21 protein-coding genes and 1 other RNA gene are annotated in these 24,749 nt (G+C 67.9%); 11 read left to right on the forward strand and 11 right to left on the reverse strand.

Annotation, left to right across the window (positions count from 1 at the left end):
- Nucleotides 1–79 precede the first annotated feature (79 nt).
- The 7 genes from FFI97_RS13360 to FFI97_RS13390 all read left to right on the forward strand — a co-directional run bounded on the left by FFI97_RS13360 (nt 80) and on the right by FFI97_RS13390 (nt 7,716).
- Nucleotides 80–1,297, forward strand: a complete 1,218-nt coding sequence (locus tag FFI97_RS13360) for an MFS transporter (RefSeq protein ID WP_139705169.1) — start codon at nt 80–82, stop codon at nt 1,295–1,297.
- A gap of 178 nt (nt 1,298–1,475) precedes the next feature.
- Nucleotides 1,476–2,744: an amidohydrolase family protein gene (locus FFI97_RS13365; RefSeq protein ID WP_139705167.1), complete on the forward strand. Its 1,269-nt coding sequence runs from the start codon at nt 1,476–1,478 to the stop codon at nt 2,742–2,744.
- Nucleotides 2,745–2,763: 19 nt separating this feature from the next.
- A complete protein-coding gene (locus tag FFI97_RS13370) occupies nt 2,764–3,627 on the forward strand; it encodes a creatininase family protein (RefSeq protein ID WP_139705165.1) in 864 nt (287 codons plus the stop codon).
- A gap of 61 nt (nt 3,628–3,688) precedes the next feature.
- On the forward strand, nt 3,689–4,675 hold the full coding sequence (locus tag FFI97_RS13375; RefSeq protein ID WP_095744428.1) for an ABC transporter substrate-binding protein: 987 nt from the start codon (nt 3,689–3,691) through the stop codon (nt 4,673–4,675).
- A gap of 13 nt (nt 4,676–4,688) precedes the next feature.
- On the forward strand, nt 4,689–5,522 hold the full coding sequence (locus FFI97_RS13380) for an ABC transporter ATP-binding protein (protein WP_139705162.1): 834 nt from the start codon (nt 4,689–4,691) through the stop codon (nt 5,520–5,522).
- Nucleotides 5,519–6,337, forward strand: a complete 819-nt coding sequence (locus FFI97_RS13385; protein WP_139705160.1) for an ABC transporter permease — start codon at nt 5,519–5,521, stop codon at nt 6,335–6,337. The genes FFI97_RS13380 and FFI97_RS13385 overlap by 4 nt, the downstream gene beginning before the upstream one ends.
- Before the next feature lie 8 nt (nt 6,338–6,345).
- Entirely contained in the window at nt 6,346–7,716 is a 1,371-nt protein-coding gene (locus FFI97_RS13390) for an FAD-binding oxidoreductase (protein WP_139705158.1), read from the forward strand.
- Nucleotides 7,717–7,865: 149 nt separating this feature from the next.
- On the opposite strand, the gene FFI97_RS13395 is transcribed toward FFI97_RS13390, so the two are convergent.
- The 4 genes from FFI97_RS13395 to FFI97_RS13410 form a co-directional block, all read right to left on the reverse strand.
- Nucleotides 7,866–10,388, reverse strand: coding sequence for a TonB-dependent siderophore receptor (locus FFI97_RS13395; RefSeq protein ID WP_139705156.1), 2,523 nt, complete (start codon nt 10,386–10,388; stop codon nt 7,866–7,868).
- Nucleotides 10,389–10,517: 129 nt separating this feature from the next.
- Nucleotides 10,518–11,528, reverse strand: a complete 1,011-nt coding sequence (locus FFI97_RS13400; RefSeq protein WP_260684991.1) for a FecR domain-containing protein — start codon at nt 11,526–11,528, stop codon at nt 10,518–10,520.
- Nucleotides 11,495–12,022, reverse strand: coding sequence for a sigma-70 family RNA polymerase sigma factor (locus tag FFI97_RS13405; protein WP_139705154.1), 528 nt, complete (start codon nt 12,020–12,022; stop codon nt 11,495–11,497). The genes FFI97_RS13400 and FFI97_RS13405 overlap by 34 nt, the downstream gene beginning before the upstream one ends.
- 154 nt (nt 12,023–12,176) lie before the next feature.
- Nucleotides 12,177–12,650, reverse strand: coding sequence for a hypothetical protein (locus FFI97_RS13410; RefSeq protein WP_139705152.1), 474 nt, complete (start codon nt 12,648–12,650; stop codon nt 12,177–12,179).
- 396 nt (nt 12,651–13,046) lie between these two features.
- On the opposite strand from FFI97_RS13410, the gene FFI97_RS13420 reads away from it, so the two are divergent.
- Nucleotides 13,047–14,267, forward strand: a complete 1,221-nt coding sequence (locus FFI97_RS13420) for a hypothetical protein (protein WP_185993609.1) — start codon at nt 13,047–13,049, stop codon at nt 14,265–14,267.
- A 198-nt stretch (nt 14,268–14,465) separates the two neighbouring features.
- Here FFI97_RS13420 and FFI97_RS13425 read toward each other — a convergent pair whose 3' ends face one another.
- From FFI97_RS13425 to FFI97_RS13435, 3 genes are read right to left on the reverse strand one after another with little or no spacing between them, the layout of a single operon-like run.
- Entirely contained in the window at nt 14,466–15,347 is an 882-nt protein-coding gene (locus tag FFI97_RS13425; protein ID WP_139705147.1) for a PhzF family phenazine biosynthesis protein, read from the reverse strand.
- A gap of 38 nt (nt 15,348–15,385) precedes the next feature.
- Nucleotides 15,386–15,733 (reverse strand): RidA family protein, encoded by a 348-nt coding sequence (locus tag FFI97_RS13430; protein ID WP_139705145.1) that lies wholly within the window; start codon nt 15,731–15,733, stop codon nt 15,386–15,388.
- Nucleotides 15,734–15,780: 47 nt separating this feature from the next.
- Nucleotides 15,781–16,950, reverse strand: a complete 1,170-nt coding sequence (locus FFI97_RS13435) for a pyridoxal phosphate-dependent aminotransferase (protein ID WP_139705144.1) — start codon at nt 16,948–16,950, stop codon at nt 15,781–15,783.
- 186 nt (nt 16,951–17,136) lie between these two features.
- On the opposite strand from FFI97_RS13435, the gene FFI97_RS13440 reads away from it, so the two are divergent.
- Complete coding sequence (locus FFI97_RS13440) at nt 17,137–18,570, forward strand: PLP-dependent aminotransferase family protein (protein ID WP_139705142.1); 1,434 nt, start codon at nt 17,137–17,139, stop codon at nt 18,568–18,570.
- A gap of 139 nt (nt 18,571–18,709) precedes the next feature.
- Here FFI97_RS13440 and ssrA read toward each other — a convergent pair.
- From ssrA to ompA, 4 genes are all read right to left on the reverse strand, one after another.
- Nucleotides 18,710–19,094, reverse strand: a transfer-messenger RNA (tmRNA) gene (gene ssrA, locus FFI97_RS13445).
- A 12-nt stretch (nt 19,095–19,106) separates the two neighbouring features.
- Nucleotides 19,107–19,781 carry an HAD family hydrolase gene (locus FFI97_RS13450; RefSeq protein WP_185993610.1) on the reverse strand — a complete coding sequence of 225 codons (675 nt, stop codon included), beginning with the start codon at nt 19,779–19,781 and terminating at the stop codon, nt 19,107–19,109.
- Nucleotides 19,781–20,509, reverse strand: a complete 729-nt coding sequence (ubiG, locus tag FFI97_RS13455; RefSeq protein WP_139705140.1) for a bifunctional 2-polyprenyl-6-hydroxyphenol methylase/3-demethylubiquinol 3-O-methyltransferase UbiG — start codon at nt 20,507–20,509, stop codon at nt 19,781–19,783. Before ubiG ends, FFI97_RS13450 begins: the two co-directional genes overlap by 1 nt.
- A gap of 129 nt (nt 20,510–20,638) precedes the next feature.
- Nucleotides 20,639–21,289: an outer membrane protein OmpA gene (gene ompA, locus FFI97_RS13460; RefSeq protein WP_062468651.1), complete on the reverse strand. Its 651-nt coding sequence runs from the start codon at nt 21,287–21,289 to the stop codon at nt 20,639–20,641.
- A gap of 224 nt (nt 21,290–21,513) precedes the next feature.
- Here ompA and gyrA point away from each other — a divergent pair, with 224 nt between their 5' ends.
- Together gyrA and FFI97_RS13470 are read left to right on the forward strand one after the other, a co-directional pair.
- A complete protein-coding gene (gene gyrA, locus FFI97_RS13465) occupies nt 21,514–24,159 on the forward strand; it encodes a DNA gyrase subunit A (RefSeq protein WP_062468652.1) in 2,646 nt (881 codons plus the stop codon).
- Nucleotides 24,156–24,743, forward strand: coding sequence for a DUF2059 domain-containing protein (locus FFI97_RS13470; protein ID WP_235926701.1), 588 nt, complete (start codon nt 24,156–24,158; stop codon nt 24,741–24,743). The genes gyrA and FFI97_RS13470 overlap by 4 nt, the downstream gene beginning before the upstream one ends.
- Nucleotides 24,744–24,749: the final 6 nt, after the last annotated feature.

Consider the following 24,749-nt stretch of genomic DNA (forward strand, 5'->3'; position numbering starts at 1 on the left):
GTGCGATCCGCGGGACTACCAAGCCAAGCCACCAACGGGCACATTCCAACCCTTGCTTCGATAATCGAGGGTTAACACCATGTCTTTCATTCAAACTACGCATGCACCGGCCACCGCGCCGGGGCACGGCCTGCCGGCCTCGCTGATCCTGCTGCTGGCCGCCGGCGCGGGCCTGTCGGTGGCCTCGCTCTACTACGCCCAGCCGATGCTCGGGGTGCTGGGCGCCGACATCGGCGCCTCCACCCGTGCGGTGGGCTTCATTCCCACGCTCACGCAACTGGGCTATGCGCTGGGCATCCTGCTGCTGGCGCCGCTGGGCGACCGCTTCGACCGGCGCCGCATCGTGCTGATCAAGGCAGGGGCGCTGTGCGCCGCACTGCTGGTGGCCGGCGCGGCACCGTCGATCGGCGTGCTGCTGGCGGCCAGCCTCGCGATCGGGCTGGCGGCCACCATGGCGCAGGACCTCGTGCCCGCCGCCGCCACGCTGGCGCCCGACGCCACGCGCGGCAAGACGGTCGGCACGGTGATGACGGGGCTGCTGCTGGGCATCCTGCTGTCGCGCGTGGTGAGCGGCTTCGTGGCCGAGCACTTCGGCTGGCGCGCGATGTTCATCGCGGCCGCGGCCAGCATCGCACTCATCGGCGCCGCGGCCTGGCGCGGGCTGCCGCGCTTTCGGCCGACGACGCACCTGGCCTACGGCGCCCTGCTCGGCTCGCTGGGCACGCTGTGGTCGCGCCACGGCATGCTGCGCCGCGCGGCGCTGGCCCAGGCGCTGCTGGCCGTGGGGTTCAGCGCCTTCTGGTCGACGCTGGCCGTGATGCTGCACGGCGAGCCCTTCCACCTGGGCAGCGCGGCGGCAGGCGCCTTCGGCCTGGCCGGCGCGGCGGGCGCGCTGGCGGCGCCGCTGGCCGGGCGGCTCGCCGACCGGCGCGGACCGGAACTGGTGACGCGCCTGGGCGCGGGGCTGGCGCTGGTGTCGTTCGCAGCCATGGGGCTGGCACCGCTGATGACGCCGCATGCGCAGCTGTGGCTGCTGGCACTCGCAGCGATCGGCTTCGACCTGGGCATGCAGGCGGCGCTCATCGCCCACCAGACCATCGTCTACGGCATCGAGCCCGGTGCGCGCAGCCGGCTCAACGCCGTGCTGTTCACCAGCATGTTCATCGGCATGGCGACCGGCTCGGCGCTGGGCGCGCTGGTGCTCGCTTCTTGGGGCTGGGCCGGCGTGACGGCGCTGGCGAGCGCCACGGCCACCGCCGCGCTGGCGGTGCGGCTCTGGCCGCGCCAGGCAACGTAGTCGCATCAGCCGCGGGCTGACGCCCGCCTCCCCAGTCCGGTGCACCCGGACTGGCACGTCGCTTGCATAACCTGACCAGTTGCTCTGATTAATTGGTCAAATTCATGCACATCCGCGTTGCCTGCTGTCTGTCGATGGAAACCAGCGCCCCCGCAGGCCCGACGGGGGCGCGTTTCGCATGAACGCGCCCACGCTGCTGGACAACGCACGGCTGCCGCGCTGGCTGCTGCCCGCCGACTGGCCGCAGCGCCACGGGGTGCCCGAACTCGCACGCGTCGCCATCGAAGCCGGCCGCGTCCGGTCGGTGCAGCCCGCGAGGGACATCACGCCGGGCGCCGGCTGGGACCTCGCCGGCACACTCGCCCTCCCCGCCTTCGTCGACGCGCACACGCACCTGGACAAGGCATTCACGCTGGCGCGCATGCAAAAGGTGCAGCCCGGCCTGCTCGGGGCGATCGACGCGATGCTGGCCGACCGCGTGCACTGGACGCCCGCCGACGTGCGCGAGCGCGCATCGCGCGGCCTGCAATGGGCCTGGGCATGCGGCACCGCCCATGTGCGCACGCACGTCGACTGGTGGGAGCCCGACGCGCTGCCCACCGCCTGGCCCGTCATGGCCGAGCTGGCGCAGGAATGGGCCGGCCGGGTGCGGCTGGAGCAGGTCGCCCTCATCAAGCTGCCCCTGTTCGAAGACGCATCGCAGGCGCTGCGCCTGGCGCGGCTGGTGAAGGCCACCGGAGCGCACGCACTGCTCGGCGGCTTCGTGCACTCCACCAATTGGAGCGAGAACGCGCTGTGCAACCTGCTGTTGGCGGCGCAGGCCTGCGAGCTCGACATCGACCTGCACGTGGACGAGGAACTCGACGCCTCGGCCGTGGGCCTGCAGACCACCGCGCGCCTCCTGCGCGAGATCGGCTACGAAGGCCGCGTGGTCTGCGGCCACCTCTGCGCGCTGGCGGCCCAGCCCGAGGCGCAGGCCTTCGCCACGCTGGACGCCGTGGCGCGCGCGCCGATCACCGTGGTGTCGCTGCCCACCACCAACCTGCTGTTGCAGGACGCCGTCACCGGGCGCACGCCGCGCCAGCGCGGCATCACGCTGGTCAAGGAAGCGCATGCGCGCGGCATTCCGCTGCTGTTCGCGAGCGACAACGTGCAGGACCCGTTCTGCCGCCTCGGCAGCTTCGACCCCGTCGAGGCGCTGGGCACCGCCGCGCTGGTGGCGCAGCTCGACGAACCCTTCGACACCTGGTCGCAGGCGCTGTGCCGCAGCGACTGGCTTGGACGCGCGCCCGCCACGACGACGCCCACGCTGGTCGGCGCCAAGGCCGACCTGGTGCTGTTCACGCAGGCCGACCGCCACGGCTGGCCCTCGCGCAGCGCCACCCGCGTGGTGCTGCGCGACGGCCGCGTGACGCACGGCGATGCATCGCCTTTCCTCCCTGAATAAAGAACACGCAAGGACCCCCATGCTCCACGGCTACATCCCGCCCCACCGCTTCCTGCCCTACCTGAGCTGGGCCGAAATCGCCGCGCTGCCCGACCGCGAGAACACCGTCATCGTGCTGCCGTGCGGCGCGATCGAGCAGCACGGCCCACACCTGCCGTGCTCGGTCGACAGCGTGATCGCCTCGGGCGTGATGGGCAAGGCGCTGGAGAAGCTGCCGGCCGAGGTGCGCGCCTTTGCCCTGCCGCCGATCACCTACGGCAAGTCGGAAGAGCACCTGCACTTTCCCGGCACCGTGACGCTCACGGGCACCACGCTGCTGTCGACCGTGATCGAGATCGGCGAATCGGTGTACCGCTCGGGCTTTCGCAAGCTGCTGTTCGCCAACGGGCACGGCGGCCAGCCGCAGGTGCTGGAGATGGCGGCGCGCGAACTGCGCCTGCGCCACGGCGACTTCGTGATCGTGCCGCACGGCGTGTCGCGCCTGCCCAGCGCGGCGAGCCGGCAGGTGAGCGAGCAGGAGAAGAAGCTCGCGATGCACGCGGGCCATTCCGAGACCGCGCTGATGCTCGCGCTGGCGCCCGACACCGTGCACATGGAACGCGCGGTGGCCAACTTTCCGCCGCCCTTCCCGATCCAGCTGCTGTCGGCCGACGGCCGCCCGGCCTGCGCCTGGACCGCGCGCGACTTCGGCCCCAGCGGCGTGATCGGCGACCCGACCAGCGCCACGCGCGAACAGGGCCTCGAAATCCTGGACACGCTCTCGGACAGCTGGGCCCAGGCGCTGACGGAGCTTCATGCGCTGCGCTGGGTCGTGCGCGAGGAAGCCACCTGGGAGCGCGGCCACCAGCAGGGCTTCATCCAGCAGTCGTTCGTGCCGGCCTGAGGCGCGCTCCTTGCAACGGCTTCACTCTTCTTTTTCATCCCGCCTTCGAGAGGTCCCCACCATGCGTTCCTTCGCTCTTTCCCTGGCCGGCGCCGCCGCGCTCTCGCTCCTCACGGCCGTTGCACCCGCACAGGCCCAGGACAAGTTCACCTACATGACCAACTGGTACGCGCAGGCCGAGCACGGCGGCTTCTACCAGGCGGTGGCGCAGGGCATCTACAAGAAGCACGGCCTGGACGTGACCATCCGCATGGGCGGCCCGCAGGTCAACATCACGCAGATGATGGCCGCGGGCCAGGCCGACTGCATCATGGGATCGAGCGACATCCAGATGATGCAGGTGCGCGAAGGCGGCGTGCCGGTGGTCAACGTGGCGGCCTTCTTCCAGAAGGACCCGCAGGTGCTGATCGCGCACGACGACGTCAAGAAATTCGAGGACCTCAAGGGCAAGACGCTGCTGATCGGCGCGCAGGCCAACCGCGGCTACTGGCCATGGCTCAAGGCCCGCTTCGGCCTGAAGGACGAACAGACGCGCCCCTACACCTTCAACATCCAGCCCTTCGTGGCCGACCCCAACACCGCGCAGCAGGGCTACCTGACCTCCGAGCCCTACGCCATCCAGAAGGCCGGCGTGAAGAGCACGGTGCTGATGTTCAGCGACCACGGCTACCCCTCGTACGCGGTCACCGTGTCGTGCATGGACAAGACGGTGAAGGAGCGCAGCAAGCAGGTCGCGGCCTTCGTGAAGGCCTCGGCCGAAGGCTGGAAGAGCTACCTGGCCGACCCGGCACCGGCCAACGCGCTGATCAAGAAGGACAACCCCAACATGACCGACGACCAGCTCGCCTACAGCGTGGCCAAGCTCAAGGAGATGGGCATGGTCACCGGCGGCGATGCGGCCAAGCTGGGCATCGGCGTGATCACCGATGCGCGCGCCAAAGCGAGCTACGACTTCCTGGTGGCTTCCAAGCTGCTCGACCCGGCCAAGGTGGACCTCGCAAAAACCTACACGACCGAGTTCGTGAAGGACGCCAAGGTCTTGCCCTGAATCTCGCCGCGCCATGAACCGCATCGACCCCCACACCCTCGCGCCGCCGACCACCCCTGCCGTGCCCGCGGTGGAAGTGCTCTCGGCCGAGAAGACCTACCCCAACGGCACGCAGGCGCTGCTGCCGGTGGACCTGTCGATCGCCGAAGGCGAATTCGTCACGCTGCTCGGCCCCTCGGGCTGCGGCAAGAGCACGCTGCTGAAGATGGTGGCGGGCATGCTCGAACCCAGCGACGGGCGCCTGCTGGTGTGGCGCAAGCCCGTGGCGCAGTTGCACGACTGCCCGCACAAGATGTCGTTCGTGTTCCAGTCGCCCACGCTGATGCCGTGGGCCAGCGTGCAGACCAATGTGCGGCTGCCGCTGGACCTGGCCGGCGTGCCCCGCAAGGAGGCCGATGCGCGGGTGACGGAATCGCTCGCGCTCGTGGGGCTGGAGAAGTTCGCCAGTGCGCTGCCGCGTGCGCTGTCGGGCGGCATGCAGATGCGCGTGTCGATCGCGCGCGGCCTGGTCACGCAGCCCGACCTGCTGCTGATGGACGAACCCTTCGGCGCGCTCGACGAGATCACGCGCCACAAGCTCGACGCCGACCTGCTCGAGCTGTGGCGCAAGAAGAAGCTCACGGTGATCTTCGTGACGCACTCGATCCACGAGGCGGTGTTCCTGTCCAGTCGCGTGGTGATGATGGCCGCGCGGCCGGGTCGCGTGGTCGAGCAGTTCCAGATCGACGAGCCCTACCCGCGCCAGGCCGACTTCATGGTCACGCCCGAGTTCGCGCGCTACGCGAAGCAATTGCAGGACAGCCTGCTGCGCGCCAGCACCACAGAAGAAGAGGAGGCCGCGCCATGAAGGCAACGACGAAACCCGCAACGCCCCTGCTGGGCCAGCCGCGCGTGCAGCGCGTGCTCTACCCGGTGCTCATCGGCGTGGTGCTGGTCGCGCTGTGGCAATGGATGGTGGTCGCCATGGAACTGCCGCCCTACCTCGTGCCCTCGCCCTGGCTGATGATGCAGACGCTGGCGACCGACTGGGCGCCGCTGGGCAGCGCGCTCCTGGTCACGTTGAAGATCACGGTGCTGTCTTTCGCGCTGGCGACGGTGGCGGGCGTGCTGATCTCGTTCCTGTTCGTGCAGAGCAAGCGCATCGAGACCGCGCTCTTTCCGTACGCGGTGCTGCTGCAGGTCACGCCCATCGTGGCCGTGGCGCCGCTGATCATCATCTGGGTGAAGAACCCGGTGGCGGCCATGACGGTGTGCGCGGCGCTGGTAGCGCTGTTTCCGATCATCAGCAACACGACGCTGGGCCTGCGCAGCATCGACCCCGACCTGCAGAGCTACTTCAAGCTGAACCGCGCCACGCGCTGGCAGCAGCTGGTGCGCCTGCGCATTCCGAGCGCGCTGCCGTACTTCTTCGGCGGGCTGCGCATCTCCAGCGGCCTGGCGCTGATCGGCGCGGTGGTGGCGGAGTTCGTGGCCGGCACGGGCGGCTCCGGCGCGGGGCTGGCCTACCAGATCCTGCAGGCGGGCTTCCAGCTGAACATTCCGCGCATGTTCGCGGCCTTGTTGCTCATCTCCCTCACCGGTGTGGCGCTCTTCGTGCTGATGGCCTGGCTCACCAAGGTGGCGCTGGGCTCGTGGCATGCGAGCGAACTTTCCCAGGATTGAAATCGACCATGAACGCTCCCGCTTCCGCCATCGAACAACTGCTGCTCGAACTCCCCGACCTCGACTGGATCACCGACGAAGGCCGTGTCACGCGCCTCTCGCAGGACTTCTCCTGGTTCAGCCCGGTGCTCACGCGCCAGCTGAAGGACAAGCGCGCCGACGTGGTGGTGCGCCCGCGCACCGAAGAAGACATCCGCGCGGTGGTGGGCGCCTGCGCACGCCGCGGCGTGCCCATCACGATCCGCGGCAGCGGCACCGGCAACTACGGCCAGACCACGCCGCTCGCCGGCGGCGTGGTGCTCGACATGACGGGCTACAACGCCTGCCTGTGGGTGCAGCCCGGCGTGGCGCGCGCGCAGGCCGGCATCCGCCTGGGCGAACTCGAGAAGCAGACAAGACCCACCGGCCAGGAGATGCGCTGCGTGCCCTCGACCTACCGCAGCGCCACGTTGGGCGGCCTGTTCGGTGGCGGCTTCGGCGGCGTGGGCTCGATCAACTACGGGCCGCTGGGCGCGCCCGGCAATGTGCTGGGCATTCGCGCGATGACCATCGAGGCCGAGCCGCAGGTGATCGAACTGCGCGGCGCCGAAGCGATGCGCATGCACCACCTGTGGGGCACCAACGGCCTCGTGCTGGAGCTGGAGATCGCACTGGCACCCGCGCATCCGTGGCTCGAGACGCTGGTGACCTTCGACGACTTCGAGAACGCGCTGAACTTCGCGGACAAGCTCGCGCATGCGCCGGGCATCGTGAAGCGCGGCGTCACCTTCTTCGCGGCGCCCATCGCCGACCACCTCGCGCAACTGGCGGCGCACCTGCCGAAGGGCTGCCACACCGTGCTGTCGCTGGTGGCCGAGCAGAGCGAGCCGGCCATGATGCTGCTGGCGCAAGCGCACGGCGGCACCGTGGGCTACCGCAAGACGGCCGCCGAAGTACAGAAGAGCAACCGCACGCTGATGGAGTTCACCTGGAACCACACGACGCTGCACGCGCTGAAGATCGACCCGACGCTGACCTACCTGCAAAGCGGGTTCATCCCCGGCCGGCATGTCGAGCAGGTCATCGAGATGGAGAAACTGCTGGGCGGCGAGGTCATGATGCACGTCGAGTTCCTGCGCAATGCGGCGGGGCTGCTGACCTGCAGCGGGCTGCAGCTGGTGCGCTTCAGCACCGAGGATCGCCTGAACGAGATCATCGACATCCACCGCGCGCACCAAGTGCACATCAACAACCCGCACGTGAACATCGTGGAAGACGGCAAGGCCGGCGGGCCGCTGCCGCCGGAAGTCATCGAGGTGAAGAGACGCTTCGATCCGATGGGCTTGCTGAACCCGGGCAAGCTGCGCGACTGGCCGGTGAAGGCGGTGGCCGCGAACTGAGGGCGGTCTCCTGCCCACGCGATGGCGTCTGGCGGGCCCGCGAACGATGGTGAGTTCCCGCGCTCAAGCGCAGCCCGGCACACGGCCGATTTCCCAATGAAAAAGGGCGTTCACCGAACGTCAGTGAACGCCCTGGGTCATTGTGTGCCTTACCAGCGGTGCGAGTAGCTCACCTTCAGCACCGCGCCCGCGGCCGGCAGCCGGCTCGTGTTGTTGCTGTTGCGCAGCAGCTGGCTGTACAGCGGGAAGTACTTGCGGTTGAACAGGTTCTCCACGCCGATGACGACGTTGTTCTTCTCGTCGATCTTGAAGCGGCTGACGAGGTCCACGGTGGTGTACCCGCTGACCTCGCGGCGCCCGAAGCTGTTCACGCCGTCGAGCCGGTAGTCCTTCGAACCATATGACACGGCCTGCAGCCGGTGGCTCCAGCGCGCGCTGGGCTTGTACTCCACGTAGGCGGTCAGCTTGAGCGGCGGAATGCGGTAGCCCCACATGTCCTGGTAGCGCGTGCCGCCCTGCGGCAGCTCGCGGCCCTTCATCCAGGTGAAGGAACCGCCCGCGGCCCAGCGGTCGCTGCTGCCGGCGTAGTCGATGGCGCCTTCGATGCCGTGGATGCGTTCCCTGGTGCGCGTCATGACCAGGCCGTTGAACGAACTCTGGACCGCGCCCAGCGCCGATTGCGACTGAAACACGCTCAGGCTGGCCGCCGCGTTGTCGAAACGGCCGCGCCAGCCCAGCTCCACCGTCTCGGTCTTCACCGGCTGCAGGTTGGAGCTGCGGATGTTGAAGCTCGGGGTCGCGTTGCGCACCTGCAGGCCGATGTCGGGCAGCTCGAAGCCCTGGCTGTACGAGGCGTAGATGTCGTGGCGCTTGCTCGGGTTGAACACCACGCCGGCGTTGTAGGTCCAGGCACCGTAGTCCACCGTGCCGCCCGTCACCTGGGCGGGGTTGCGCGCACGCAGCTGCGACAGCGGCGTGAAGCTGTCGAAGCGCGCGCTGGCCTTGTCGTAGCGCGCCCCGCCCTCCACCGACCACTGGTCGTTGAAGCGGTGTTGCAGCTGGCCGAAGGCGCCCAGGCTGCGCGTGGTGATCGGCGGCATGAAGATCAGCGTGCCGGTGCGGTTGAAGCTCAGACCACGGCTGGCGTCGTAGAGCTTCGGGTCGAACACGTCCAGCGGCATGTCGGTGCGCTCCTGGTTGAAGTCGGCGCCCCAGGTGAGCTGCGTCTTCTTGTCGGCGCCGAAGGGCGTCTTGACCGTCAACCGGCCGCCGTACACGCGTGAGTTCTGCATCACCTGGTCGACGCTCGAACCGCGCGCCACGACACCGCGCGCGTCGAAGGGCGCGAAGCGGGTGAAGAAGTCGCGGTAGTACAGCTGCGCGGCGAGCGTGCTGCCGGCGATGTCGCGGTTCGTGTAGTCCAGGCCGAGCAGGCTGTTGGTCACGCGGTTCTGCTTGTCCAGCTGCAAGCCCTTGAGCGGGCGCGCCGCGACGCTGCCCGCGAGCAGCCTGGCCACGGACGCGTCGGAGGCGTAGTCGGTGTCCTGCTTCGCGTCGTAGTGGCTCGCCGACAACTGCAGCCGCTGGTTGGCGTCGATGCGGTAGCCGATCTTGGCGGACGCGTTGTAGATGTTGGAGTCGAACAGGTCGCCCTGGCTGGGCTCCGGTGCAATGCGGTCGCCGCGCGCGTCGTACGAGCCGCCCACGCGCCGTGCGCCGAGACTCACCGAATAGTCGAAGACCTCGCCGCCGCCCGAGAGGTAGTGCTGCACCTCGGCGCCCAGCCCGGCGCCGCCCGGGCGCGACAGCGGCAGCACGCCGGTGACGGTGGTTTCGGCGCGCGCTTCGCCGCTGGGCTGGCGCGTGCGGATCGACACGATGCCGCCGGCCGCGCCGCTGCCGTAGATGGCGCTGCTGCCGCGCAGCACTTCGATCTGCTCGACGTCGGCGGGGTTGATGTTGGCCAGGTTGCGCGACGAATCGCGGTTGGTGTTGAGCGGAATGCCGTCGACCAGCACGAGCATGTTGCGCCCGCGCAGGGTCTGGCCGAAGTCGGTGATGGTGTGGCTCGAATCGGCCATGCCGGGCACGACCTTGCTGAGCAAGGTGGCGACGCTGTCGGAGCCCTGGCGCAGGGTGTCGAGCTCTTCGCGTTCGAGCACGGTGACCTGCCGCGTCGGCGCCATGAGGTTGCTCTGCGTGCGGGCGGTCACGGTGACGGCGGGCAAGGCGTCCTCGGCCGGTGCGGATTCAACGGCCGGCGCAGCGGCGACGGGGACCGGCGTTGCATCCAGCGTGAAGTCGCCGCTGGCCAGCCGCCGTGCGCGCAAGCCGCTGCCTTGCAGCAGCCGGCCGAGCCCTTCTTCGGCGGAGAACTCGCCGGCCAGGCCCGGCGTGCTCAGCCCGCGCGTGCGGGCCAGGTCGAAGCTGAGGTTGAAACCGCCCTGCCCCGCGAAGCTCAGCAGCGCCGGCCCGAGCGGACCGGCCGGCACGCGGTAGGCCTTGCGCGCGGCAGATGCGACGCCATCGGCCGCATGGGCCGGCAACGCGGCCAGCCCGGCGGTGGCCAGGCCGAGGACGCACAGCGCGCCCTGCACGGCGCGCACGGCCAGGCGCGGGCGGTGGTGCGCCGCGTCACGGGAGTTCGGGAAGACGGAAGGCCTGGCGGTCATGAAGGGTGTCCTTGTCGCATGTCGGGAAGTGGATGGCTTGCTTGCTCTTCATCGACATGACAGGCGAGACGCGAAAACCGGACACGCACCGGCAAGTTTTTTCCAGGCGCTGCGCAAGGCAGCCAGGCCTCACCGGGCGGTCACCGTCACCCAGTAGCGCGTGCGCGCATCGAGGCGCACGGGCAGGGTCTGCGCGAGGACGGCGAGCACACGGTCGGTGTCCTCGAGCTGGAACGCGCCCGACACACGCAGGTCGGCCACGGCGGGGTCGCAGCGCAGCACGCCGCTGCGGTAACGGCCGATTTCCGAGAGCACATCGGCCAGGCGCATCTCCTCGGCGTAGAGCACGCCTTGCGTCCAGGCTTCGGCGCCGCTCGCGGCCGGTGTCACCGGGCCCGTCCCGTCGGCGGTGAAGCTCAGCTGCCGACCGGCCGGCACGACCACCGGGGTGCCGGTGGCGCGTGCAGCGCTCACTTCGACCGCGCCGGCCAGCACCGTGAGGCGGGTGTGCCCCCCTTCGTCGATGCGCACGATGAAGCGCGTGCCCAGCGCGCGCAGCCGGCCTTGCGGCGTCTCGACCAGGAACGGTCGCGAAATTCCGGGGTTCGTGTCGGGTGCGGTCTCGACAAGGATTTCACCGCTGCGCTGTCGCACCAACCGCTGCGTGGCATCGAACGCCACGTCGATGGCCGTCGCGGTGTTCAGCGTGGTGCGGCTGCGGTCGGCCAGCTCGATGGTGCGACGCTCGCCCGTCGCCGTGCGGTACTCGGCGCCCAGCGACGGCCAGGGCACCGCGCGGTAGCCGAGCCAGGCCGCAGACGGTGCGGCCACCAGCACGGCCACGGTGCGCAGCAGTGCGCGCCGGTTCGCCAGTCCCCGGCGCCGGTCGAGCACCGGCATGCCCACGTCCGGCGGCACCGCGCCGAACTTGCGGCTCAGTTGCTCGGCGCTGTGCCACACGCGCCGGTGCTCGGGGCTCTGGTCGCGCCACTGCGCCCAGCGCTGCGCGTCGGCGTCGGACAGGCGGCCCGCGTGCATGCGCGCGAGCCACTGCGCGGCCTCGTCGACCAATCGCGGATCGATGGCGCCTGGTGCCTGCGCCGCGCTCACGGCGGCGTCGCCAGCATGAGCCGCAGGCACTGCGCGAATCCCTGCGCCATGTAGCGCGTCACGGTGCGCACGCTGACACCGAGCCGCACGGCGATGTCGTCATAGCCGAGGCCTTCGAGTTGCGACAACAGGAACGCGGTGCGCACGCGGGCGGGCAGTTCGTCGAGCAGCGCATCGAGTTCGTGCAGCGTCTCGAGCAGGATCGCGCGCTCCTCGACCGAAGGCACCAGCGCTTCGGGCAGCAGCGCGAGCGACGCCTGGTAGGCGCGCTCCAGCGATTGGCGTTCGTGGTGGTTGATGACGAGGCGCTTGGCCACCGTGGTCAGGTAGGCGCGCGGCTCGTGCAGCGTCGGGAGGGCACCGGCGCGCAGGCCGGACCAGATGCGCAGGAAGGTGTCGTGGGCGATGTCCGCCGCGTCGAAGCTGTTGCCCAGCCGACCCCGCAGCCAGCTGAAGAGCCAGCCGTGGTGCTCGCGGTAGAGGGCGTGCGCCTGCTGTTGCGGGGTCGACTCGCCGACAACCATCGATGCCTCTTTTCGGGTGGGAAACTTCCGCACTCATTATAAATGCGAATGCTTCTCAACAATGTAGGCATCGAGAGACGGCACTGTCGCAGGCGGCAAAAAGAGCGCGTTGCGCTCGCGCAGTCCACAGAATCCGGCCTGTGTCACCCCGCCATCATGGACAGGCAAAACCCACGCTGTGCACGACTCGCCCCGACGTGTCCGGTTCGACTTCCACAAAGCAGGAGGAGCCGCCGATGTCGTCATAGCTGATCTTGCCGCGGCCCTGGGCATCCTCGTCGGTCGTGCCCTCGCCCCAGCGCTTGCGTACTTCTGCGAGCGGCTTGCCCGGGCACACGCCCGAAGACGTGCAGTAGCGCGACGACGTGGATTTCAGCATCAAGACCCGACCGGACCTCGTCATCTCGATGCGCAACCCGGGATACAGCAGGATGGCGTGGCCCGAGCCGGGTGCGCCGATCACGCGTTGCGGCTGACCGAGGTTCTTGTGCACCAGGGCCAGAGGATCGTCGATCTTCAAGCCTGCCAACCTCAGCTCACTGCGGGTCGGTGTGCTGGCCGATGCAGCGAACGCGAAACCGGCTGCCAGCAGTGGCACAAGGATGGAAAGACCGCGTCCAGTACGCATGAAGGCTCCTGGTCAGAAATGGGGTTCGGTCAGCCTGGGGTTCTCGCCTCGTAGTGCGCGGCATGCGTTGCTGATCGTAGCCCGTCGAAGGCGACAACGCGCCCAACCTTTCGAAGCACGAGGCCTGATCGTCCACCGCCATTTCGCTGCACGGGTTGCGAAGGGCTGTTGAAGCCCGTCGAACCACTGACCGTTGAAGAGCGCTTTCTGCGCTCAGACATCGGCTGACTTCGGAGCCGGATTTTCCAGTGCGGAACGGCTCGCGGCATGTCCCGAACCGCGCCCCTGTGGTCGACCTATCCCCTTTTCATGCGATGCCCCTGGGCCGCACTCCCCGAGAAACTCGGCGCCGGGTTAGTAGCCCTTTTTGACACATTCCAGCAAAGAGACACCCAAATGCACATTCCGAAAAAGACTCGCCTGGCCAGTGCGGCGGCCCTGATGCTCACCCTGGCTGCCTGTGGTGGTGGCGGCGGCGGCGGCGGCCTCGGCTTCCCGCTCCCGACAGCGGCCCCCGCGCCGGCACCCGCACCAGCCCCGGCGCCCCCCGCGCCGGCTCCGGCACCGGCCGCCCAGGACGATTCGGGCGTGGCGGCCACCTGCGCCAGCCTGACCAGCGGTACCTATCGCTACCTCACCTCCAGCGACAAGACCGACGCGACCGGTCTGCTCCAGGTCAAGGCCGGCCTGCTGGGCGCGGACGGCACGACGCGCTCGGCGCAGATCACCGACGCCAGCGGCGCCACCACCACGCTGGCGCCGGTGAACGGCAGCGCCTGCGAGTTCACGCTCAACGGCAGCAAGCTGGTGATCGGCCCCAACGGCCTGGGGCTGGCCACCGACCCGGTCACGTACGCCGGCACGCCAGGCTTCGCCGTCACGCTGTTCTTCCCCGAGCAGGCGGGCGACGGTGCGGTGAAGGCGTCCGATCTGAACGGCGTGTTCAACCGCCTGGGCTGGGAGCGCGAGACCGACGCGGACTACTTCTCGCTGGCCTACGGCGCCGTCAGCTTCAACGGCGGCGTGGTCACGGATGGCTTGGCCTGTCCCATCACCTCCAGCATCGCCGGCGGCTGCACGTCCCTGGTGGTGCCCAACGACATTCCCGCCAACACCGGCTTCGTGGCCGACAGCGCGGCCGGCGGCTTCTCGGGCACGGGCGGGCTGGCCAACGACCACGCCTACGCCTTCAAGTTCGGCGACGTGGTGACGCTGGTCGCGTACAACAAGGACAGCGGCAGCGTCCAGTTCTTCACCAACCAGCGCAGCTCCAGCTTGCCGACGGTGGGCCAGGTCAGCCATTACTGGCAGTTCTCGGCCGACACCCTGGGCGAATCCGAGACCGACATCACGGCGGACTACAACACCGTCGTCTCGGTCGACAGTGGCACCAGCACCGTGACGCGCTACGCGGGCACGAACAGCAGCCTCGTGCAAACGGTGCACTACAACGCACCGCTGCCGGGCTACCGCAAGCGCGACGGCGCCACCGACATCTCGCCGGTGATCCAGTTGCCCCTGGGCGGCGGCCTGACCGTGGTGTCGCGTCTGGGCGCGACCAACGCCAACGGCTTCCTCAACCTGAGCCTGAACAAGCCGGCGCCGGTCACCAACTGACGCAGCCTGCCTGCAGACGGAACGCCCCGCCCCGCGCGGGGCGTTCTGCTTTCCGCACCTGACAGGCAGTGCCCGGCATGGCCAACCACTCACGCTACGCCACGATGCGCCCGCATGTCATCGCGGCGGGCGACGAGACTTCGGCGGACCTCGTCGTGGCGCGAAGCCTGTTGCGTTGAGCGATCTGGCGGGCGGGGCCTACAGCGCAAGCACGCCCTCCACGCAGGTGATGCACGATCCGCCGACGCGGACCCGGCCGTCCGCGTCGACCTGCACCTTCACGCGCCCGTCCCGTCCGACACAGCGCCCCTGGGCGGCCACGTACGCCGTGCCGCCCGCGGGCAGCAGGCCGCGCTCCCACTGAAAGGCCGCCACGCTGGCGTTGCCGCTTCCGCAGACCGGGTCTTCCTCGACCCCGCACGACGGCGCGAAGGTGCGCACTTCGATGGCCACATCGCCTTGCGGGTAGCGGCCGAAGACGGTGACGCCCGTGATGGCCAGGCGGCGTTCGAACGCGGCCAGCCTGGCGACGTCGGGCTGCAGTTCGCGCACGGTGGCAGCGTCGTTCAGCGGCAGGATGACCCAGCGCGGCCCCACGTTCACGATGGCCGGCGCGGCCTCGCGGTTCAGCGCGCATCCCAGGATGCGTTCGAGCTCTGCCACGTCGGCAGCCGGCAGCGGCTCGATCTGCGCGGACGGCGAAGCGAACGCGAGCTGGCGACCCTCGGCGCCCTCCTCGACCGCCACATCGACCAGGCCGATGTGGCATTGCTGAACCAACCGGCCGCCTTCGCGTGGCGTGGCCCGCCCTGCTTCGAGCACGGCATGCGCGCTGCCGAGCGCCGGATGTCCGGCAAAGGGCAGCTCGCTGCGCGGCGTGAAGATCCGCAGGCGGTAGTCGGCCGCAGGCGTCGTGGGTGGCAGGACGAAGGTCGTCTCGGAGAGGTTGGTCCAGCGCGCGATGGACTGCATGGCCTCGGTGTCCAGGCCGTCGGCGTCGAACACGACGGCCACGGGGTTGCCTGCCAGTGGTCGCGAGGTGAACACGTCGACCACGGTGTAGCGATGGGATCGTTTCATGCGGGGCTCCAGTTGGGGCATGAGCGGCGGCGCATCGGCTACACCGCGGCGATAACGCCGATCTCGACGGTGTACTGCGGAAACGCCAGTTTCGACTCGACGCAGGCACGCGCAGGGGCCTCGCCTTCGGGAACCCAGGCATCCCAGACTTCGTTCACCTCGTCGTACGACGCATGGCTCGCCAGCCAGATGCTGGCCGACAGAATCCGGGTCTTGTCGCTGCCGAGCCTGGCCAGCAGCGCGTCGATCTTGGCGAGGATCTGTGCCGTCTGGCCCTTCACGTCCTGACTCGTGTCGTCGGCGACCTGCCCGGCCAGGAACGCGAACCCACCGCAGACCACGGCCTGGCTCATGCGTGGGTTGGTGTCGTAGCGCTGGATCTGCATGGTTTCTCCTTGAATGAAAGTTGAATCGAACGCGCCTTGCCGCGCGCTCACGGGGCCATGGCGGCATCGAGCACCGTCGACAGCGCGGACAGCGCGGGGCCCAGGCGTCCGGGCGGCAGGTACCCGAAGCCCAGCCGGAACACGCGGTCGCTCTCGCCGAACCAGGCGCCCGACGCCAGTTGCAGGTCGTGCCGGGGCAGCAAGTCCCAGAACCGCGAGACGGCGGCGGTGTCGAACGTGTCGGCGCGAAGGCGCAGGCAGCACAAGGCGCCGCCCTCCGGTCGGACCCATTCGATGCGCAGGTGCTCGGCCTCGCACCAGGCGGCCAGCTCCGCGAGCCCTTCGGCGAGCAGCCGGCGGCGCGGTGCCAGCACGCGTTCGCGATGGCGCAACAGCGCGGTGGCCAACGCTTCGTCCAGCACCGGGCCGCAGATCACGGTGTTCAGCTTGGCGACGACCAGGCGCGACCGCAGGTCGGCGTCCGGCACGGTGAGCCAGCCCGTGCGCAAGCCCGGCGCACCCAACGCCTTCGACACCGAGCCGCCCGTGACGATGCGCGGATGCAGCCCGGCGAAGCTGTCGGGCGCAGGCTTGTCGCCGTAGGTGGCCTCGCGATAGGTCTCGTCGATGAAGAGGATGGCCTGCGGCGCCCGCTGCTCCAGCAGCGCGAGGAGCTTTTCGACGACTGCGCGAGACGCCCGGACGCCGCTGGGGTTCTGCGGCGAAGCCAGGCTGACCAGCTTGGTCTTCGGTGACAGGCGGGCTGCGAGTTCATCCAGGTCCAGCTGGTAGCCGGTCTCGAAGGTCAGCCTGATCTCGCGAACATCGACGCCCGCGCCGAGCAGGCAGTCGCGGCTCGGCGGAAAGCACGGTGTCACGAGCACCGCTTCGTCGCCGGGACGGCAGACCTCGAAGGCCAGCAGGAACAGGCCCAGGGCCGTCCCCTGCGTCGTGACGACCTGTTCGGCGGGCACGTTGCAGGCCTTGCCGATCTCCTCGCGAAGCTCGGCCGCGCCGGCAGACCGGCCGTAGCCCAGCTTCAGGCTGCGCAGCGTCTCGAGCCCGGCCATGTCCAGCACGTCCCCGACCGTGAGGTCTTGCGACGTGCTCTCCGCCAGGTTGAATGGTCGGTTCACGTCGAGCAGGGAAATGATCTCGTTGTAAGGAAACCGGCCTCGCCAGGTCGTCGCCACTTTCTTCTCTTCATGCACTGTCATTCGTTCCACCTTGCAGGGGTCCGCGGGACGCCCCGTGCGGTCAGAGACCTGCGTCGGGGCGTGTCGGATGTCAAAGAAAACACGAATCCTAGGGATCGCCGGGCCATCGGAACAGCCACAATTTCCAGCTGATTCGACCAGTACAGTTGGAGCGCCTTCCAGGGCCGGTTCGCGGACAATCGCCCCATGGACGCAGCCACCACCCATCGCTACGAGCAGCTCGCGGACCTGATCCTCGGCACGATCGACAACGGCACGCTGGCACCCGGCATGCGTCTGCCGTCCGTGCGCACCATCAGCGAGCAGCACGGCATCAGCATCTCGACCGTGCTGCAGGCCTACCGCTTGCTGGAAGACCGCGGCATCCTGGTGGCGCGGCCGCAGTCGGGCTTCTATGTGGCAGCCACGCAGGGTGGAACGCTTGCACTGCCGTCCACGTCACGCCTGCGCTCGAAGGCATCGACGGTGTCCATCAGCGGCGCCGTGGTCGTGCTGCTGGAGCACGCCTCCAACTCGGCACTCGTGCCGCTGGGCTGCGCCGTGCCGGACGCGGCCGTGCTGCGATCGAACCGGCTCGACCTGGCGATGGCGCGTGCCGCACGCCAGCACGGTGCACGCCACAACGTCTACGGGTCGCCGCGCGGCGATCCGCAACTGCGCCGCGAAATCTCCCGGCGGGCGATGCGCGTCGGGCATGTGCTGTCGCCGGACGACGTGATCATCACGAACGGCTGCACGGAAGCGGTGACCCTCGCACTGACCGCCGTTGCCAGGCCGGGCGACACCGTCGCGGTCGAATCGCCCACCTACTTCGGGCTGCTGCACACGCTCGAGGTGCTGGGCCTGAAGGCGCTGGAGCTTCCCACCGATCCGACCCGCGGCGTCAACGTCGACGCGCTCGCCCGGCTGCTCGACACCGAGCGGGTGGCGGCCTGCATGCTGTCGTCGAGCTTCAGCAACCCGCTGGGCTCGCTGATGCCCGAGGCACGCAAGCGCGAACTGCTGGCGCTGCTGGCGCAGCATGACGTCCCGCTGATCGAGGACGACGTCTACGGCGACATCCACTTCACGCGCGAGCGGCCGAAGCCGTTCATTGCGCTCGATGGCGGCGCCCGCACGATCTACTGCGGCTCGTTCTCGAAGAGCCTGGCGCCCGGGTACCGCGTGGGCTGGATCGCGCCGGGCGGGTTTGCGCAACAGGTGCTGGACCGCAAACTGGCCTTCAGTCTTTGCAACCCTGTCCTCCCGCAGGTCGCGCTCGCAGACTTCCTGGCCAGCGGCGCCTACGACGCGCACTTGCGCCGGCTGCGTCGCGTGCTCGAAGAGAACCTGCTGCGCATGACCCGCACCATCGAAGCAAGCTTTCCGCCGCAGACGCGCGTCAGCCGGCCGATGGGCGGATTCGCGCTCTGGGTCGAACTGCCCAGAGGGTTCGACTCGCGGGCGCTGTTCGATGAAGCGCTGGCGCACGGCATCTGCTTCGCGCCGGGGGACGTGTTCTCCGCCAGCCGCCGCTTCCGGAACTGCCTGCGCTTGAGCGCCGGCAGCACCTGGAGCGAACGGATCGACACGGGGGTTCGGCGTCTTGGCGAACTTGCTCGTGTTCAGCTCTCGGCCTAGAAGCGTGGCAACGGCCCGTGCAAGAACCGCGAGCCGCGCTGCAAGCAAATCTTGTCGAACGTCTTCGTGCGACCGATGGCCGCTTCGCCAAAGAAAAAGGGCGTTCACTGAACTTCAGTGAACGCCCTAGGTCGTTGTGTGGTGGAGCTGGGGGGATTTGAACCCCCGTCCGCAAGCCTTCATCGCGCAGTTCTACATGTGTAGTGATCTGATTTGAGTCTCGCTTCCGGAGTCGCGCAGTCACACGCTAAACCGGACGCCAGCACCCTATTTTCTCGCCCCGACCCAAGGTACCCGGATCGGAGCCAGCCCATGTAATTATCCTTGCAGCCGGGAGGTCAGGATTGCTCCAGACCCCCTTGCCCAGCCCATCGGCCAACTGTTGCAAGGCTCACTGGCAATTAAGCAGCGAGTGCGAAACGTTCGTCGTTTGCAGTTAGTTTGTTTGAATCTGTTTTACGAGCGCATTCAGCTCGACATGCCCCGCTGCGACTCCGAACCCACGTCGAAACCAGTGCAGCCCCAAGCGACTCATTTTAGGCGCTATTGAGTAACTTCAAGAGCTCCAGGGGCGAAGAGATTGAGGCATCGGCTTTCCACAGCGCCGCATCGGCCTGAGAACCCATGTAGCCGTAGGTGGCCGCCACGGTTCCCATGCCTGCGGCGCGGCCCGCGATGATGTCGCGCTCGTCGTCCCCCACGTAGATGCAGGCCTCGGGCGCCACGCCGAGGCGACGCGCCGCCTCGTGCAGCGGCTCGGGGTGCGGCTTGGCGAACGGTGTGGTGTCGCCGCTCACGATCGCGCCCGCGCTCGCGAAGAGCGGCATCGCAGCGGTCAGCGGCTCGGTGAAGCGGGCCGACTTGTTGGTGACCACGCCCCAGCGCAGGCCGCGCTCGCGGATCGCCTCGATCAGCGGCGCCACGCCGTCGAACACCAGGGTGTTGAGCAGCATGCGGCGCTCGTAGCCGACGTAGAACTCCTCGCGCAGCGCATCGAACTCCGGCGCCTCGGGCGTGATGCCGAAGGCGATGCCGAGCATGCCGCGCGCGCCGGCGCCGGCCATCGGGCGGTAGCGCTCCAGCGGGTAAGGCGCCAGGCCGCGGTCGGTGCGCATCTTGTCGGCCGCCGCGCCCAGGTCGGGCGCGCTGTCGATCAGCGTGCCGTCGAGGTCGAACAGGATGGCCTGTGTGGTCGTGCTCCCGATCTTCATCATCCCTGCGCCTCCGGCAGCGCCGGCCTCTGGGTCGCGAAGAGGTAGTTGACGCTGGTGTCGGCGCTGAGCCAGTAGCGGCGGGTCAGCGGGTTGTGCTCCATGCCGCGGGTGTGGCGCAGGTCCAGGCTGGCGGCGCGGCAGTAGCCGGCCAGTTCGCTGGGGCGGATCAGCTTGGGGTACTCGTGCGTGCCGCGCGGCAGCATGCCCAGGACGTACTCGGCGCCCACGATCGCCAGCATGAAGGACTTCAGGTTGCGGTTGATGGTCGAGAAGAACACCCAGCCGCCCGGCTTTACCAGCGTGGCGCAGGCCTGGATCACCGACGCCGGATCGGGCACGTGCTCCAGCATTTCCATGCAGGTGACCACGTCGAAGCTGCCGGGCTGCTCGGCCGCCAGCGCCTCGGCACTGATTTCGCGGTACTTGACGCCGCGCGTCCCCGCTTCGAGGGCGTGCAGTTGAGCGACCTTGAGCGCCTTGGTCGCGAGGTCGACGCCCAGCACGTCGGCGCCCTTGCGCGCCATCGAATCGGCCAGGATGCCGCCGCCGCAGCCGATATCGACCACGCGCTGGCCCGAAATAGGCGCAATGCCGTCAATCCATTCCAGTCGCAATGGATTGATTTCGTGCAGCGGGCGGAATTCGCTCTCCAAATCCCACCACCGGTGTGCGAGCTCCGAAAACTTGGCCAGTTCGGCCGGGTCTGCATTCACGTTTTCTGTCATGGGGCAATTATGAAGCGAGCAAAGCCCGGCTCGAACGCAATGGGCTTGCATCGGGCACAGCCGCAAATACGGCAGGCATAAAAAAACCCCGCCGAGGCGGGGTTTTCATTCGTCGATGGAATCGATCGATCAGTTGGCGCGGGTGCCAACCACTTCGATTTCCACGCGACGGTTCTTGGCGCGGCCTTCCTTGGTGCGGTTGTCAGCCACAGGCTGCTTCTCGCCCTTGCCTTCGGTGTAGACGCGGTTGCGTTCGATGCCCTTCGAGACCAGGAAGGCCTTGACGGCTTCGGCGCGACGCACCGACAGACGCTGGTTGTAGGCGTCGGTACCGATGGAGTCGGTGTGACCCACAGCGATGATGACTTCGAGGTTCACGCCACGGATCTTCTCGACCAGGTCGGTCAGCTTGGCGCGACCTTCGGGCTTCAGCACCGACTTGTCGAAGTCGAAGAAGGCGTCAGCAGCGAAGGTGACCTTCGAAGCAGCGACTTGTGCGGCAGGCGGAGCGACCGGAGCGCCAGGCGTGGGAGCCACAGCAGCCGGAGCAGCCGGAACCAGAGCGCCGTCGCAACCGGCGGCAGCCGTTGCGGGCGTCCAGTTGGCATCGCGCCAGCACAGTTCATTCGTGCCGTTCTTCCAGACCAGTTCGCCGGTGCCGTTTTGCCAGTTGTCGATCGTAGGACCGCCGTTCGCAGCGGTGACACGGGTCTGCGCGCCGGCGGCAGTGGCGAGCGCAGCGACTGCAAACATCATCGCCACTTTATTCAGTTTCTTCATGGTTCTCCTCTTGGGGAAAAAGCCGCAGCCGCGCTGCGAATCAAGGACGCTTTAAGTGACCACCACCCAAAACGTTGAGACGATTGTGCCATAGGGTCTTTGGCAAACAGGCCGCTGGACGCCCCTGAAGCGTAGGACGGAGGCGGAATAGAGCCCTTGTGTTGCGGCGGTGCGACACCCCTCACAGCGTAAAATTTCGCCTTCCTGCCGCCAGCCTCTTGCTCATGACCTCCTTCGCCAAAGAAACCCTGCCCATCAGTCTCGAAGAGGAAATGCGCAGCAGCTACCTCGATTACGCCATGAGCGTGATCGTCGGCCGGGCGCTTCCCGACGCCCGCGACGGCCTCAAGCCGGTGCACCGGCGCGTGCTGTACGCGATGCACGAGCTCAACAACGACTGGAACCGGCCGTACAAGAAGTCGGCCCGTATCGTCGGCGACGTGATCGGTAAGTACCACCCGCACGGCGACCAGTCGGTCTACGACACCATCGTCCGGCTGGCCCAGGACTTCTCGATGCGCCACATGCTGGTCGACGGCCAGGGCAACTTCGGGTCGGTCGACGGCGACAACGCCGCCGCAATGCGTTATACGGAAATCCGGCTGGCCAAAATTGCGCACGAAATGCTGGCCGATATCGACAAGGAAACTGTCGACTTTCAGGACAATTACGACGGCTCCGAAAAAGAACCGAAAGTTTTGCCCAGCCAGCTGCCGAATTTGCTGGTCAATGGCTCCGGCGGTATTGCGGTCGGCATGGCCACCAATATCCCGCCGCACAACCTGAATGAAGTGGTGGATGCCTGCCTGTATCTGCTGCGCAATCCGCAGGCGAGCATCGACGAACTGATGGAAATCGTGCCGGCGCCCGACTTCCCCACCGCCGGCATCATCTACGGCATCAACGGCGTGAAGGACGGCTACCGCACCGGTCGCGGCAAGGTGGTGATGCGCGCCAAGTGCCACTTCGAGGACATCGACCGCGGCCAGCGCCAGGCGATCATCGTCGACGAGCTCCCCTACCAGGTCAACAAGAAGACGCTGCAGGAGCGCATGGCCGAGCTGGTGCACGAGAAGAAGATCGAAGGCATCAGCCACATCCAGGACGAGTCCGACAAGTCGGGCATGCGCCTCGTGATCGAACTCAAGCGCGGCGAAGTGCCCGAGGTGGTGCTCAACAACCTCTACAAGCAGACCCAGCTGCAGGACACCTTCGGCATCAACATGGTGGCGCTGGTCGACGGCCAGCCCAAGCTGTGCAACCTGAAGGACCTGATCGAAGTCTTCCTGCAGCACCGCCGCGAAGTGGTCACGCGCCGCACCGTCTTCACGCTGCGCAAGGCCCGCGAACGCGGCCACGTGCTCGAAGGCCTGGCGGTGGCGCTGGCCAACATCGACGAGTTCATCCGCATCATCCGCGAGTCGCCCACCCCACCGGTCGCCAAGGCCGAGCTCATGACCCGCAGCTGGGACAGCAAGCTGGTGCGCGAAATGCTCACGCGTTCGCGCGCCGACGGCGGCGTGATCAACGCCGACGACTACCGCCCCGAAGGCCTTGAGCGCGAGTACGGCATGGGCGGCGACGGCCTGTACCGCCTGTCGGAAACGCAAGCGCAGGAAATCCTGCAGATGCGTCTGCAGCGCCTGACCGGCCTGGAGCAGGACAAGATCGTTGCCGAGTACAAGGACGTCATGGCCGAGATCGACGACCTGCTCGACATCCTGGCCAAGCCCGAGCGCGTCTCGATCATCATTGGCGACGAACTCGGCGAGATCAAGCAGGAGTTCGGCCAGTCGAAGATCGGCGCCCGCCGCAGCCTGGTCGAGCACAGTGCCTACGACCTCTCGACCGAAGACCTGATCACGCCGACCGACATGGTCGTCACGCTCTCGCACAGCGGCTACATCAAGAGCCAGCCGCTGGGCGAGTACCGCGCGCAAAAGCGCGGCGGGCGCGGCAAGCAGGCCACGTCCACGAAGGACGACGACTGGATCGACCAGCTCTTCATCGCCAACACGCACGACTACATCCTGTGCTTCTCCAACCGCGGCCGGCTGTACTGGCTCAAGGTGTGGGAAGTGCCGGCGGGTTCGCGCGGCTCGCGCGGACGCCCCATCGTCAACATGTTCCCGCTGCAGGAAGGCGAGAAGATCAACGTCGCCCTCGCTCTCACCGGCGAGAAGCGCAACTTCCCGGCCGACCAGTACGTGTTCATGGCGACCTCGATGGGCACGGTCAAGAAGACCGCGCTCGACGAATTCAGCAACCCCCGCAAGGGCGGCATCATTGCCGTGAACCTCGATGAAGGCGACTACCTCATCGGCGCGGCGCTCACCGACGGCAAGCACGACGTGATGCTCTTCAGCGACAACGGCAAGGCCGTGCGCTTCGACGAGGAAGACGTCCGCCCGCTGGGCCGCAACGCCCGCGGCGTGCGAGGCATGTCGCTGGAGCCCGGCCAGGGCGTGATCGCCATGCTGGTGGCCGAGGACGAGCAGCAGAGCGTGCTCACGGCCACCGAAAATGGTTACGGAAAACGCACAAGCATTACCGAATACACGCGTCATGGCCGCGGAACCAAAGGCATGATCGCGATTCAACAGAGTGAGCGCAACGGCAAGGTCGTTGCCGCCACGCTCGTTCATGCGGACGATGAGATCATGCTCATCACCGACAAGGGTGTGCTCGTGCGCACCCGTGTGGCCGAGATTCGCGAACTGGGTCGGGCGACGCAAGGCGTCACGCTGATCGGGCTCGACGAAGGCGCCAAACTTAGCGGGCTTCAACGCATCGTCGAAAACGACGCGAACGGCGAAGGTGAGCCGGACGCAGACGACACTTCCACATCTTCAACGGAGAATCCTCAGTGAAAAAACAACTCAAGCTCGCACTCCTGACCGCTGCCCTCGCCGGCTCGTCCATGGCCGCCATGGCCCAGGACAAGGCCACGCTGATCAAGCAGTTCATCGAGATTCAGCGCCCCGGCATCGAGTCGCTGGCACGCGGCCTGATCGAGCAGTCGAGCGCCCCCATCGCGCAAGCCGGTTCGCAGTACCTGCAGACCCAGGTGCCCGAAGCCAAGCGCGAATCCGCCGCCAAGGCCGCTGACGCCGAGCTGAAGAAGTACTTCGACGACGCCTACCCGCTGGTGCGCGACAAGGCCGTGCAGATCGCCCCTGGCGCCCTCACGCCCATCCTCGAGCAGAACTTCAGCGAAGACGAACTCAAGCAGCTGCTGGCCTGGATCAACTCGCCCCTGAGCAAGAAGTACCAGGAACTGAACCCGAAGATGCAGACCGCTCTGACGGAAAAGCTGGTGACCGAAACCCGCGCCACCATCGAACCCAAGATGCGCGCACTCGACACCAACGTCGCCAAGGCCCTCGGTGCTCCGACCGACGGCGCAGCAGCTCCCGCCAAGGCGCCCGCCGCCAAGGCTCCCGCCAAGAAGTAAAGCAAC

This window comes from Variovorax sp. KBS0712 (assembly GCF_006323185.2).
Taxonomy (GTDB): Bacteria; Pseudomonadota; Gammaproteobacteria; order Burkholderiales; family Burkholderiaceae_C; genus Variovorax; species Variovorax boronicumulans.